We start from the raw sequence: 13,341 nt of genomic DNA, 5'->3' as shown, positions 1-13,341 counted from the left end.
CCCTGCCTTGCAAACCCATTGCGGCCTTTTGTCCTTGCAAGCCCCGGCCACAATCCAGGCCGTGGCACCTTCACGCCCTCGCTCCGGCACCGCGCGTCGCCATCGGCTTTCCTTGATTGCGTGCTTCACGGTGCCTGGCGGGGTCGCGGTGCTCGCCAGCCTGTTCGCCTGGTCGCAGTGGCTGGCTGTCTTCTCGTTGGTCATAGCGATGGTGGTTGCCAGCCAACTCGTGTTGACCCAAACCGTGTGGAGGGGTGCTTCACTCACGGTGAAGGCCGTTGCAATGGCGGCGTTCGTCGCGTCCGTCCTCTGGGTGCTCGCGATGGTGGTTGCCCCCCGGCTCACTGTGCTGGATCTGCGGGGGCAGCCGGTGGTGGCGACAGTCGTGGATCACGACGTCAGCCGTTCGGGCAAGCAGACAGAGCACTGCTACCGCCTGCAGCGCACCGACGGCAACCCCATCTTTGGCGATATCTGCCGAGACTGGGACGAATTCGCGGTAGGCGAGACGATGACCGTGCTGGTCGATCCCAGCGGCCTCATCGCACCCGAGACCCCAGGCGAAGTTGCCGACGCCCGCTTCTGGCAGATCGCCGGGCTCGTGAGTCTCGTCGCGACCCTCGTCCTGTGCTGGGTCACGGGCGGACTCACACCCCGCGTGGCTGACGCGCACCTCGTTCGGCGGCGGCCGCCTCGTCCACCGCGATCCACACATCGCAGCAAGTACGAATCCTGACCTGTCACCGCTCGCCTAGATCATCTCGGCCCTGCGGTTGCAGGGCGAGTCGGTCGTCGTGGTCGCCGAGCGGCCAGGGCACGAGGAACCCCGGCCCTGGCCGTGCCCATGTCGCCCCACCAGGTCGGCTGCCAGCGCATGGCGGCTGACCAGCTCGCTCTGCAGGTGCCACCGGTCGTCTTGGCCGTCGTCTGGCGGCTATCGACGGCCTGGGTGACCCAGCGACGGCCCTATCTCGGCGAGCCGGCCGGTGTCACATGTCCGGTGGCTTATGGTGAAAGGCCGGGAACGGCAGCTGTAGTCCTATTTGTGCGGGGCGGGGTGTCCCGATCAGACCAGTAGGACCTTCACGTCGTCCAGCCGAGGGGTGAACCGATGACTGAGAGGACGTCGCCGCGCCGCGTGCCGACGGCGCTCAGCCGCTGCTCGAGAGTTCAGACCCGGTCATGCGCGCGGCTGGCCGGCGCCGGTGCCGAAACAACTGACGTCAGGAGACCCGGCATCCCCATCGCCCGTGCCGCCCACACCGGCCGGCTCGTCACACCAAACGCCCGCGGCGTCGACCACTGCTGACATGGACTGGGCCGGATGGGCATTGTTCGGGTTCGTGGCCACTACGGCGCTCACCGCAGCGCTGATCACCGCTCAACTGGCCGGCCTCACCCGCCTCGACCTTCCCCTGGTGCTCGGGACCCTCTTCACCGAAGATCCCGACCGGGCCCGGGTCGTCGGGTTCTTCCTCCACCTCGGCGTCGGTCAGGGCTTCGCCCTCGGCTACGCAGCCACGTTCGCCCTGCTGGACCGCGCCACCTGGTGGATCGGAGCGCTGCTCGGGATGCTCCACGTCGGGATCGCACTGACGGTGCTCTTGCCGCTGCTACCGGGTGTTCACCCGCACATGGCATCGCAGCGGGCGGGCCTGGCCAGCACGGCCGTGCTGGAGCCACCCGGCCTGTTCGCCCTCAACTACGGCGTCCAGACTCCCGTGGTCACGGCTGTCGTCCACGTCATGTTCGGGGTCGTCCTCGGGCTGCTCCTCAAGCCCTGAGCCGCACCCTGCGATGGTTCCCGCCTGTTGCGCTGCGCTCACCAGCGCCCGCGCGACTCGGTAGGAGGCGATCTCGATGACAGATGGGCCCGACGTGACGTGCCGTCGACTCCCAGCGCCGATCAGCGACTACGGCCTGCTGGGCGACACCCGCACCGCTGCCCTCGTCGCCAGTGACGGCGGCCTCGATTGGCTCTGCGTGCCCCGCTTCGACGGTGAGCCCTTGTTCGGCCGGCTGGTCGGGGGACCGGACGCGGGATGGTTCCGGGTCGGCCCGGCCCAGCCGGCCGCAGTCGTCGAACGGCGTTACCGGCAGCACACGGCCACACTGGAGACGACCTGGGCGGTAGGCAGTGGCCGCCTCACGCTCACCGAGGGCATGGTGGCCGAGGTCCGTAACCGCCTGCTACCGGCGACGCTGATCGTACGGCGTCTGTCGGCCGAGGAGGCAGCGGTCGACGCCGTCGTCGAGTTCGACCCCCGCCTCGGCGCACGGCACCGCCGGCCCCGAGCCCAGCAGCGGCGGCAGGGGCTGGTGTGCGAGTGGGGGCCCCTCGCGGTCTCCCTGGGCTGCGCACCCGAGCTCACCATCGAACCGGGTCGACCCACCTCGATCACGGTCAGCCCAGGCCGTCCGGTCACCCTCGTGCTGGCCGTGGTCCACCGCGAACCTCTGATCCATGTCGAGCCGGAGGCAGCCTGGGACGTGCTCCTCGAGGACGAGAACCGATGGCGGGCCTGGACCGCCGAAATCGACGAATCGCTGCCTTTCCGAGAACCTGTGGTACGAAGCCTGCTGACCCTGCGACTGTTGACCTACTCGCCCTCGCAAGCCCCGGTGGCCGCACCCACAACGTCCCTGCCCGAGAATCCCGGCGGGATACGGAACTGGGACTACCGTTATGTCTGGCCCCGGGACGCCAGCATCGGCGTCAGCGCCTTCCTCAGCGTCGGCAAGCCCGAAGAAGCCCACGGTTTCCTCGCCTGGCTGTTGTACGCCAGCCGGCTGCAGCGGCCACGCCTGCCGGCAGTGTTCACCCTTCACGGCCGCCACGTACCGGCGGAACGGGAACTGCCCGGCTGGCCCGGCTATCTCGACAGCGCCCCGGTACGGATCGGCAACGGTGCCACCGGCCAACACCAGCTCGACGGCTACGGCTGGGTGATCGACGCCGCCTGGGCGTTCGCGCAGACGGGACACATCCTCTACACGGAGACGTGGCGAGCGGTGCGCGGCTTCGCCAACACGGTCGCCCGTTGCTGGCAGGAACCTGATGCTGGCATCTGGGAGGTCCGCACGCCCTCCCAACACGTACATTCCAAGCTCATGGGCTGGCTCGCCCTGGACCGAGCCCTGCGCATCGCCGACACTCACCCGCTGCCATTTCGCCAACGCTGCCGCTGGCAGGTAGCACGAGATGCGATCGCCGCGGAAGTCCGGACGCGAGGCTTCGATCCAGCGGCCGGCAGCTATGTCCGCAGCTACGGCTCCCAGGACCTCGACGCGGCCCTACTCGTCCTGCCGCTGCTGGACATGGACAGCATCGAATCGCCGCGTGTGCAGGGCACCATCGACGCCATTCGGGACAGGCTCTCCGCCGGCGGTCCCCTCCTCTACCGCTACCCACCGGGACGTGACGGCCTCGCCGGCACCGAAGGGGCCTTCCTGCCCTGCTCGTTCTGGCTCGTACAAGCCCTCGCTCGCACCGGACGCCGCACCGAGGCGGTCGAGCTGTTCCAGACCATGCTCGACCACGCCAGCCCACTCGGCCTCTACGCCGAAGAGATGGACCCCGCGACCGGCGCCCACATCGGCAACTACCCCCAGACGCTGACCCACGCCGCGCTCATCCAAGCCGCACTCGCCATTCGAGACGCCCCGGCAACTGGTCCTCGATCCGCCTGATTGCGGGGCAACGCCTGCGCTCGTGCCGTTGAACGGTGGCAGCCAGTGGTCCTGACGGACAGCTGGCGCACGCACCGCCAGGACATTTGTCCCGGCAGCTCGAGTATTGGCGGCTCTGCCTGCGCCGTCCGCCGATTCCTAGCGTGTTGGCATGGAAGACATCGTGGTACGCCTGACGGGACTCACCCGACGGTTCGGGCCGGTCCGCGCCGTCGACGGCCTCGACCTGACCATCACTCGGGGCAGCACTCTCGCCCTGCTCGGACCCAACGGCGCGGGCAAGACAACCGCCATCTCGATCATGCTCGGCCTCACGCCGCCCGACGAGGGCGCCGTGACCCTGTTCGGCCAGCCCCCCACCGAGGCGGTCCGAGCCGGCCGGGTCGGCGCGATGCTCCAGGGCGCCGGGTTCGTGCCCACCGCCACCGTCCGGGACGTGGTCGAGCTGGCCCGGGCGCTTTACCCGCGCCCGCTGGCCACCGATCGGATTCTCGCGTTGGCCGGGCTGAGCGACCGGGCAGACCGACGGCTGGACAAGCTCTCCGGCGGAGAGACGCAGCGCGCGCGGTTCGCGTTCGCGCTGGCGGACAATCCGGATCTGTTGGTCCTCGACGAGCCCACCGCAGCCATGGACGTCGCTGCCCGGCAGGCGTTCTGGGCCGCCATCCACCGGTACGCGGCCGAGGGCCACACCGTGCTGTTCGGCACCCATCACCTGCAGGAGGCGGACGAGTTCGCCGACCGGGTCGTGGTGCTCGCCGCGGGCCGGGTGGTGGCCGACGGGCCGCCCGCGCAGATCCGTGCCCTGGCCGGCGGGCGTACCGTCGCCTTCCGCAGCGCACTGGCCCTGCTGTTGATCTCGAACCCGACATCGAGGTGGTGGCCGAGGCCGGGACCGCCACCGAGGCGATGGAAGCCGCCCTGCGGGTCCATCCGGACATCGCGTTGCTGGACATCGAGATGCCCGACGGCAGCGGCCTGGACACCGCGGCAACGCTGCGGAGAGAACTGCCCAGCTGCCAAGTGCTGATCCTCACCACGTTCGGCCGGCCCGGCTACCTGCGGCGGGCGATGGAAGCCGGTGCAGCTGGCTTCCTGGTCAAGGACGGGCCGGTGGAGGAACTGGCGGTGGCCGTCCGGCGAGTGCTGGCCGGCCAGCGCGTGATCGACCCGGCTCTCGCGGCGGCGGCCCTGTCCGCTGGCCCGAACCCGCTCACCGACCGGGAACGGCACGTGTTGGCGGCCGCTGTGGACGGCGCCCCGGTCGCCGACATCGCCGCCCGGCTGCACCTGTCCGAGAGCACCGTCCGCAACTACCTGTCGACCGCGATCGGCAAGACCGACACCCGTAACCGGATCGAGGCGGCCCGCGTTGCCAGAGCCAACGGCTGGCTCTGAGACACGATCAGTCTCCACGTAAGAACCGCACAACGAGGTCGGGCGACGACCCGTGCAGTGCCTCGGCAGATGTCTATGCGGCCTGCCACGGAGTTCGTGCATCTGCCTGATGACGATCAATCGGCCTTTTCGTAGCGTGCCCGTAGTGATCGAGTCGGCGCGCCAGGTGAAGGCTGCCCGCGAGCCGAATGAGGAGGCAAGGTATGAGGTCGATCATTTCGGTCGGCGCAGCGATGGCGATGCTAACCGTGGCGGCACCGGCGAGCGCCGCCGAGCGGGTCGAGACCCCGACGATCGTCGTGCAGGACAAAGTCACCCAGCCAGTGTTCGGCTACGCCGACGCGGTCCGCGAACGGATCTGGGTCGACACCGACTTCGACAGCGACCGGGACGGCATCAAGGATGTCATCCGTGTCGACCTCATCCGGCCGGCGGCCACCAAGCAGGGCCTGAAGGTGCCCGTCATCATCGACGACAGCCCCTACTACGCGACCTTGGGGCGCGGCAACGAGTCCGAACTCAAGGCCGACATCGATGGTGATGGTCTTCTCGACCGCTGGCCGCTGTTCTACGACAACTACTTCGTGCCTCGTGGCTACGCCATCGCACTCGTCGACATGCCCGGCACGGCCGGTTCCACCGGCTGCCCGACGATCCAGGGCGCGAACGAGAACGCCTCCGGACCGGCAGTCATCGACTGGCTCAACGGCCGCCGCAGCGGGCACGACTCTCAGGGCAACCCGGTCGTGGTCGACTGGCACAACGGCAAGTCCGCGATGATCGGAAAGTCGTACGACGGCTCGTTGGCGATGGCTGCGGCAGCGTCCGGCGTCAGTGGCCTGTCCACCGTCGTTCCCATCTCTGGGCCGTACAACTACTACGACTACACGCGTACCGGCGGCATCGTCACGCGCGGCAACAACTACCTGGGGTCGCTCGCCCGGACCATCACGGCTGACGACCCGCGACGTCAGTCCAGGTGCACGCCGATCTGGAATGAGATCGGGGCCAACGACGGCGACGAGCACGGCAACTACACGCCGTTCTGGCACGAGCGGAACTACCTGGACGACGCCGCGAACATCAAGGCCAGCGTGTTCCTCGTCCACGGCATCCAGGACGACAACGTCCGGCCCGACCACTTCAGCAAGTTCTGGGATGCGCTGAAGACGTACGACGTGCCGCGCAAGCTGTGGGTCGGCCGCGTCGGTCACATCGATCCGTTCGACTTCCGTCGGGACGTGTGGGTCGACACGCTCCACCGCTGGTTCGACTACTGGCTGCAGGGGATCGACAACGGCATCGTGGGCGAGCCGAAGGTCGATGTGGAGCCGTCCGTCGGTGTCTGGGAGCAGCACGCCGACTGGCCGATCCCCCGCACGGGCAACGTCAACATGTGGCTGCGTCCGGGCGCCGACAGCGCCGGAGGGCTCGCCCTCACTCCGGCCCAGGGCGCGCCGACGACTCGGTCGTTCGTCGACAACCCGAACCAGCTCGAAGCGGCGATGATGGACAACCCGAACCAGCCGTCGGAGAACCGTCTGGCCTTCCTGTCCCCGCCGCTCGAAGCGGACCTGCGTATCTCGGGCACCCCCGTGATCAACCTGACCGCGTCGTCGAGCCTCGACGGGGCCTACTTCGGCGCGATCCTCGTGGAGTACGGGCCGAGCACGCAGAACAGCCGAACCGGCGACGGAGTCGCCCAGACGACGCTGCCCGAGGAGTGCTTCGGCGAGTCGAGCCCGACCGACGACGGGTGCTACAAGCCCGTGGCGTACCGGCCGACCAACGTCACCCAGTGGCGGGTGAGCAAGGGAATCCTGGACGGGCAGAACCGCAACTCCCTCGCGGTGGACGAGCCCATGACGCCGGGCCAGGCGTACGAGCTCAGCATTCCGCTGCTGCCCGAGGATTACGTCTTCTCCGCCGGCAACCGGATCGGCGTCATCATCGTCGGCAGCTACCGCAGCTACTCCGCCGACAGGCTCACCTCGCGGCCGACCATCACCGTCAACACCAAGGTCAGTCACCTCTCCCTGCCGGTGTTCGGCGGTCAGCAAGCCGCTCGCGAGGCCGGGATCCCGCTCCGCTGATCAACGCTGATCAGGAACGTTCACCCTGCTGACGACACCGCCGATTGGGGGCTCGTTCCCGGCAAACGCCGGGAACGAGCCCCCAACCGCAGCGAACGCCAACAACTTGGGAGAGTTCCGCGCACGTCTACGGGTTGCCTCGGGGGCCGCGATCGCCGGCGTGCGGGTCGGGCTGCAGGTGCTGCCAGAGTTCCTGGTCGAGGGTGAGCCGGTTGAGTTGGCGCTCCAGCTGGCGGGCGTCGGACACGCTGCCGCCCCACAGCGGGGCGGTGCTCGCGCCGTCGGCGGCGGCGATGACCAGGGACAGTACGTGTTCGGGCAGGCCGTCGGCGCGTAGTTGCTCGTTCCAGCGGCGGGCGTCGGCGCGGGCGAGGTCGGCGATCTCGGGCAGGCTGTTGAGCTGGGTCACGAGGGCGATGCTCTCGCGGAGCGCGGCCTCGTCGGGCGGGGAGGCCAGGCAGGCCCTGATGTAGGCGCGGGTGAGTCTGCCGGGGGCCTGGTCGGTGGGGTCGACGGCGGCCGCCACCTCGGCCCGGAATGTCTCCAGCAGGTCGTGGGCGAGGGCGTGCACGAGGAGGTCCTTGGTCGGGAAGTGGTAGAGCAACCCGCCCTTGGACACCCCCGCCTCGCGGGCGATCTCGTCCAGGCTGACGGAGGCCCCGCGGGTGCGGATGGCCGCGCCCGCCGCCTCGAGCAGCGCCCGGCGGGTCTCCTCCGGCGTGCGCCCAGCCTTGCGCGCCATGCTCATTCCCCTCCCGGCGTGCTCCTGGCGCCCGCCGTGTCCTCCTTCTTACCGGAGGGGATCGTGCGCCAGGCGACGAGGGCCGCCACGGCGGTGATCACGGCGGCGATCACAGAGGTGGTCTGCATGGCCTCGATGAACGCCTCTCGCACGGCCCCCGCCAGGTCGGAGCCGGGGTCGAGCGCGGCCAGTGCGGAGGCCGCCGACTCCTCGACCGCAGGACGCGCGGCGTCGGACACGTCCAGGCCGGAACGATAGCGCAGGGTCATCACGGAGCCCAGGACCGCGATGCCGAGCACGACACCGAGTTCGTATGCGGTCTCGGCGATGGCCGATGCCGCGCCTGCCCGCTGCCGCGGGACCGCCGAGACGACCGCGTCGACGGTCAGCGTCATCGCCAGGCCCACGCCCAGCCCGACCGGCAGCAGAGCCAGCGCCAGCCACAGGTAGTGGTCCGCGTCCTCTGCCGTAGCGACCAGGAGCAGCCCGACCGCGGCGACGAGCAGCCCGGCGGCCACCGCACGTCCCACGCCCAGGCGGGCCACGACCCAGCCGATCACCCCGATGACCAGGGTCATGGCGATCGTCATGGGCATCTCCGCCAACCCGGCCTGGAGCGGGTCGAAGCCGCGTACCAGCTGGAGGTACTGGGAGAAGAAGAACAACAGGCCGGTGAGCGCGAAGATCGCGATGACGTCGGCCAGCACTGCGCCGCTGAACGCGGCGTTGCGGAACAGGGCCACGTCGATCATCGGCGTCCTGGTGCGGCGCTGTCGCCGGACGAACAGGACGCCCGCGGCGAGGCCGACCAGCGCGGACAACGCCGTCCTCGCGTCCAGGCCATGGTCGACCGCGTGCTTGATCGCGTAGATCAGCGGTGTGATCGCCGCGACCGACAGCCCTGCCGACAGGAGATCGAAGCGCCCGGGGGCTGGATCGCGCGACTCCGGCAGCAGCAAGGCCCCCGCGACCAGGAACACGGCTACGACCGGCACGTTGACCAGGAACACCGAACCCCACCAGAAGTGGTCCAGCAGCGCACCGCCGACCAGCGGGCCCAGCGCCAGGCCACCGCCCGAGCCGGCCCCCCAGATCGCGATCGCCCTGGTACGTTCGCGCGCGTCGGGGAACATGTCTCGGATGATCGACAGCGTCGAGGGCATGATCGTCGCACCGGCCACGCCCAGCAGGAGACGGGCACCGATCAGCATCTCCGCGCTGGTGGAGTATGCCGCCAACACCGAGGCCACGCCGAACGCCGCGCTACCTGTGAGCAGCACCTTCTTGCGGCCGATGCGGTCGGCGAGCGTGCCGGCGGTGACCAGCAGCCCCGCCAGGGCCAGCGAGTACACGTCACCGATCCACAGGACCTGGGTCGCCGTGGGTGCGAGGTCGCGGGTGAGCGACGGCACTGCCAGGTAGAGCACGGTGCCGTCGATCGCCAGCAGCAGGACCGAGCCCACCAGCACCACCAACGCGGCCCACCGGCGTCGGCCCGACAGCCTTCCTGGGGCGCGCGCGGTCGCCATGTCGTTCATCGCCATGCCAGAACTATACCGTCCAGACGGTATAGTTTTCCAAGTCGGCGACCTCCCTGCCCAGTGCCTTGTAGGGTCGGCCCATGATCGCTGACCTGCAGTGTGTCGTGCTGGACTGCTCTCATCCGGCCGAGCTTGCCGAGTTCTACCAGGCACTCCTTGGCGGTGCCGTCAATCAGCCGGATCAGCGATGGGCACTCAGCGACGGCTGGGCGACGCTACACACGCCGTCTGGCCTCGTCCTGGCCTTCCAGCGGGTGGCGGACTACCGGCCACCGCTCTGGCCCGATCCGGCCCGGCCCCAGCAGTTCCACCTGGACTTCGGTGTTGCCGACCTGGACCGCGCCCAGGAGCAGGTGCTGACCCTGGGCGCGACGGTGTTGGACGATGGAGCGGACGGGCGCAGTTGGCGTGTCTATGCCGACCTCGCAGGGCATCCGTTCTGCCTGGTCCGCCACTCACGAAACACGCCTTAGGCCCGTCCGGCATGGCTCGACCAGCAGATCAGGAAACCAAATGATCATCGAGAATGTGGCGTTCCCCGCCGGTCAGCACTGCGAGACCACCACGCTCGGCGCGCTGCTGCGCCACGAGGGTCTCGACCTGTCCGAACCCATGCTGTTCGGCCTCGGCGAAGGTCTGGGCTTCGTCTACTGGGACGCCAAGAGCATGGACTTTCCGTTCCTCGGCGGCCGCACCAAGCCGACCGCGATCATCCGGACCGTGGCTGACCGGCTGGGTCTGACGCTGCACATCCAGGAGACCGCCTCGCCCCGTAAGGCTTGGCAGAACGTCGCCGCCGCCCTCACCGCCGGCCGCCCGATCGGCCTGCAGCTCGACTCCTACCACCTGGATTACTTCACCACGAAGGTCCACTTCGGGGCGCACTTCGCCGCGATGTACGGCTACGACGACACCCACGCCTACCTGATCGACACCACCGAGCAGGGCGGCACCGTGACGACCACGCGGACGAGCTTGGAACGGGCGCGCAACGAACGCGGACCGATGACCGCCCGCAACCTCTCCTACACCATCACCTGCCTCGCCGGCCGGCCCGATCTGGGCAGCGCCATCCGGGCAGCCATCCGCAACAACGCACACGCCTTCCTCAACCCACCCATTGCCAACCTCGGCCACCGCGGCATCGCCAAGGCGGCCCGACAGGTGGCGCGCTGGCTCGACCGCTCAAGCGACCCGTCCCGCGACCTCCCGCTGGCCGCAGCGTTGATGGAACGCGGCGGGACCGGCGGCGCCCTGTTTCGCAACATGTATCGCGACTTCCTCGCCGAATGCGCCACGATCGTCGATGACGACAACCTCCACCTCGGCCACCAGCTGTACGCCGAGATTGCCCCGTTATGGACCAAGGTCTCCCACCACATCACGGCCGCCGGAGAAACCAGCGAACCAGACCATCTGACCCGCGCAGCGGCAATCCTCACCGAACTCGCAGACCGGGAACGCCACGCCATGCAGGCCCTGGCCGCTATTCGCACCGACTGACCACCTCAACGATCGCGCTCCCGCACCCGCTCGAACGCGCTCACATCAGCTACGAGCACTCACTCGGGAGCATGGCTGGCGACCGAGCGAAGCGTGCGGACGGTGGCGATGGCTCAGCAGGCGGCGCGAACGATCTCCCGCGCCGCGCGGGCGAGCTTCTCGTCGTGCGGCCGGCCCAGCTCACGCGCGAGTTCGATGGTCCGATCGAGCAGCGCCAGCGCCTCGTCATAGCGGCCCGTCGCGCGGCATGTCTCGGCGTAGGTGTGCAGGAAGTCGATCTCCAGCTGTACCTCGGCCAGCGGTTCCAGCAGCTCGAAGGCGCGCCGGTGGTGTTCGAGCGCCTTCTCGGGTGATCCCATGATCCGCAGCGCGACACCGAGATAGTTGTGGCACCAAGCCTGGTTGTGTTGAAGATTGTTCTGCTCGGACAGCCGCAACGCGTCATGCAGCGCTCGCAGCGACTCCGCCGGGTCGTGCGATGCCAGGGCGACACCGAGGGTGACCAGCCCGGTGATCCGGGCGGGCCCGTTGGCCAGTGCGACGGATGCCCGGGCGAGTTCGACGGCTTCGCTGTGCCGTCCGAGGTGAAGCGTCACCCATCCGTCGAAGGCCAGCGCCTGTGCTTGCCCGGCGTGGTTGCCGCTGTTCTCGAACAGCTCGCGTGCCCGCCGGAACTGGTCCTGTGCCGCTTTCAGGTCGCCGAGGTCCCGGCGCACGAAACCGATGCGTAGGGCCAGACCAGCTGCGAGGTCTTCGTCGTCCGGCCCGGACTGCTCGGCCAGTTCGTAGGCGGAGAGTGCCTCGGTGAGGCGGCCGGCGGCGGCACGGGCGTAGCCGAGGTCCGCGAGCAGCGAAGCCCGCTGCTGGTCGCGGCCGAGACGTGCCGCGGCGGCCGCGGCGGCTTCGAGCAGGCGTGCCTGGTCGTCGGTTCCGCGGTGCCGGAAGAACCAGACCCACATGGCTTGCGGCAATTCGGCCACCACATCGTCGACGCCGAGCCGCACCGCGGCGTCGAAGCAGGCCACCAGGTTGACGTACTCGAGGTCGAACCAGGCCATGGCCTTCGCCGGATCTCCCGGCGAGGGCTCCTTGCGGCGCGGTGAGGGCAGTGTCTGATCGTGGGCGACGGCCTGCGCCAGATAGTGCCTCAGAACCCGGCGCAGGGCGGCACCGGCCTGTGGCTCCTCGTCAGCGGCGATGTCCGCCGCGTACTGCCGGATCAGGTCGTGCATCCGGTACCGTCCGGGCGAGGGCTCCTGGACCAGGTGAGCGTCGACCAGTTCCTCCAGCGCCGTGCCGACCCGCTCGGGTGGCAGGTCGGTGAGCGCGCCCACCGCCGCCGCGTCGAAGTCGGCGCCGGGCAGGACGCCCAGCAGCCGGAACGTGCGGCGCTGGACCGCGTCGAGCTGCCGCAGCGACATGCCGAACGCGGAGTCGAAGCGGCTGGGGGTGGCGTGCAGCCGTTCGGCCAGCACCGCCACCGTCCAGCCTGGGCGGTGGCGAAGCCGTGCGCCCGCCATCCGTAGCGCCAGCGGGACTCCGCCACACTGCCGCAGCACCTGGCTGACCGCTTCGTCGTCGGTGAGCGCGAGTCCGGCCGCCCGGCCGAACAGGTGCGCCGCGTCGGCGTCGGCCAGTGGCTCCAGGGACACCGGTGGCACCCCATCTAGGCTGACCAGCCGGTGGCGGCTGGTGACCAGGACTGCGGACTTCCCCGCTCCGGGGAGCAGCTGGCGCACCTGGTCCGCGTCGACCGCGTTGTCGAGCACGACGAGCGCCCGCCGGCGGGACAGCTCCGACCGCCAGAGCGCCGCGCGTTCGGCGGTGCCGGCCGGGGGGTGTGTGACGTCCAGCGCGCCCAGTAGCCGGGCCAGCGCCGCATGCGGCTCCAGCGGCTCCTGCCCCGGGGTGAAGCCGTGCAGGTCGAGGTAGAGCCCGCCGTCGGGATACGTCGGGGCGAGCCGATGGGCGACACGCACGGCGAGGCTGGTCTTGCCCACGCCCGCCATCCCGTCGATCGCGGCCGCGCCGACGGTGCACAGCAGGTCTTCGACCAGCGCGGACTCCGTGTCCCGGCCGGTGAAGTCGAACAGGTCGGCCGGTAGATCATTGCGGCGCGGGGCGGGAGCCGCGCCGGCTTTCGCCGCCTCGGCCCACACCGCCCGTAGTGGCCGGGGGTCGCGGCCCACGGCCCGGCACAGTGCCACGACGGCCTCCCAGGGCGGCACGAGCCGGCCGGTCAGGTACCGCGACAGCGACGAGCTGCTCAGCCCCGCCTGGAGGGCCAGTGCGCGCAGGCTGAGCCCGCTCAGCTCCTTGATCCGGACGAGCTGAGCCACCAGTTGTTCCTGGGGGCTGGACACGTGCAACACCG

Annotated in this window: 11 protein-coding genes; 8 read left to right on the top strand and 3 right to left on the bottom strand. The window is 69.7% G+C overall.

What is annotated here, in order from left to right; all coding sequences use genetic code 11:
• From ACNAVT_RS28165 to ACNAVT_RS28140, 6 genes are all read left to right on the top strand, one after another.
• Positions 1–736: hypothetical protein (locus ACNAVT_RS28165; RefSeq protein ID WP_416300561.1), on the top strand; the 736-nt coding region annotated here is incomplete at its 5' end.
• Positions 737–1,310: 574 nt separating this feature from the next.
• Complete coding sequence (locus ACNAVT_RS28160; RefSeq protein ID WP_416300559.1) at positions 1,311–1,784, top strand: hypothetical protein; 474 nt, start codon at positions 1,311–1,313, stop codon at positions 1,782–1,784.
• A gap of 76 nt (positions 1,785–1,860) precedes the next feature.
• Complete coding sequence (locus tag ACNAVT_RS28155; protein WP_416300557.1) at positions 1,861–3,690, top strand: glycoside hydrolase family 15 protein; 1,830 nt, start codon at positions 1,861–1,863, stop codon at positions 3,688–3,690.
• Positions 3,691–3,841: 151 nt separating this feature from the next.
• On the top strand, positions 3,842–4,720 hold the full coding sequence (locus tag ACNAVT_RS28150) for an ABC transporter ATP-binding protein (protein WP_416300555.1): 879 nt from the start codon (positions 3,842–3,844) through the stop codon (positions 4,718–4,720).
• A complete protein-coding gene (locus tag ACNAVT_RS28145) occupies positions 4,612–5,088 on the top strand; it encodes a response regulator (protein WP_416300567.1) in 477 nt (158 codons plus the stop codon). Before ACNAVT_RS28150 ends, ACNAVT_RS28145 begins: the two co-directional genes overlap by 109 nt.
• A 203-nt stretch (positions 5,089–5,291) precedes the next feature.
• Positions 5,292–7,181, top strand: coding sequence for a CocE/NonD family hydrolase (locus ACNAVT_RS28140; protein ID WP_416300553.1), 1,890 nt, complete (start codon positions 5,292–5,294; stop codon positions 7,179–7,181).
• Between the two features lie 127 nt (positions 7,182–7,308).
• Here ACNAVT_RS28140 and ACNAVT_RS28135 read toward each other — a convergent pair whose 3' ends face one another.
• Positions 7,309–7,923: a TetR/AcrR family transcriptional regulator gene (locus ACNAVT_RS28135; RefSeq protein WP_416300551.1), complete on the bottom strand. Its 615-nt coding sequence runs from the start codon at positions 7,921–7,923 to the stop codon at positions 7,309–7,311.
• Positions 7,924–7,925: 2 nt separating this feature from the next.
• Entirely contained in the window at positions 7,926–9,467 is a 1,542-nt protein-coding gene (locus ACNAVT_RS28130; protein WP_416300549.1) for an MFS transporter, read from the bottom strand.
• A gap of 77 nt (positions 9,468–9,544) precedes the next feature.
• Between ACNAVT_RS28130 and ACNAVT_RS28125 the strand changes: the two genes are divergently transcribed.
• Together ACNAVT_RS28125 and ACNAVT_RS28120 are read left to right on the top strand one after the other, a co-directional pair.
• Positions 9,545–9,937 (top strand): VOC family protein, encoded by a 393-nt coding sequence (locus ACNAVT_RS28125; protein ID WP_416300547.1) that lies wholly within the window; start codon positions 9,545–9,547, stop codon positions 9,935–9,937.
• 55 nt (positions 9,938–9,992) lie between these two features.
• Positions 9,993–10,967, top strand: coding sequence for a BtrH N-terminal domain-containing protein (locus ACNAVT_RS28120; RefSeq protein WP_416300545.1), 975 nt, complete (start codon positions 9,993–9,995; stop codon positions 10,965–10,967).
• A gap of 113 nt (positions 10,968–11,080) precedes the next feature.
• Here ACNAVT_RS28120 and ACNAVT_RS28115 read toward each other — a convergent pair whose 3' ends face one another.
• A complete protein-coding gene (locus ACNAVT_RS28115; RefSeq protein ID WP_416300543.1) occupies positions 11,081–13,330 on the bottom strand; it encodes an ATP-binding protein in 2,250 nt (749 codons plus the stop codon).
• Positions 13,331–13,341: the final 11 nt, after the last annotated feature.

The organism is Micromonospora sp. SL4-19 (assembly GCF_047921475.1).
Classification (GTDB): Bacteria; Actinomycetota; Actinomycetes; order Mycobacteriales; family Micromonosporaceae; genus Micromonospora.
The sequence above is the reverse complement of the archived record's forward strand: the minus strand, read 5'-3'. Positions and strand labels throughout refer to the sequence as shown.

Coding starts and splice junctions, on each gene's coding strand:
- ACNAVT_RS28140 (WP_416300553.1), top strand. CDS start 5,292: ATGAGGTCGATCATTTCGGTCGGCGCAGCGATGGCGATGCTAACCGTG.
- ACNAVT_RS28135 (WP_416300551.1), bottom strand. CDS start 7,923: ATGGCGCGCAAGGCTGGGCGCACGCCGGAGGAGACCCGCCGGGCGCTG.
- ACNAVT_RS28160 (WP_416300559.1), top strand. CDS start 1,311: ATGGACTGGGCCGGATGGGCATTGTTCGGGTTCGTGGCCACTACGGCG.
- ACNAVT_RS28150 (WP_416300555.1), top strand. CDS start 3,842: ATGGAAGACATCGTGGTACGCCTGACGGGACTCACCCGACGGTTCGGG.
- ACNAVT_RS28155 (WP_416300557.1), top strand. CDS start 1,861: ATGACAGATGGGCCCGACGTGACGTGCCGTCGACTCCCAGCGCCGATC.
- ACNAVT_RS28125 (WP_416300547.1), top strand. CDS start 9,545: ATGATCGCTGACCTGCAGTGTGTCGTGCTGGACTGCTCTCATCCGGCC.
- ACNAVT_RS28130 (WP_416300549.1), bottom strand. CDS start 9,467: ATGGCGATGAACGACATGGCGACCGCGCGCGCCCCAGGAAGGCTGTCG.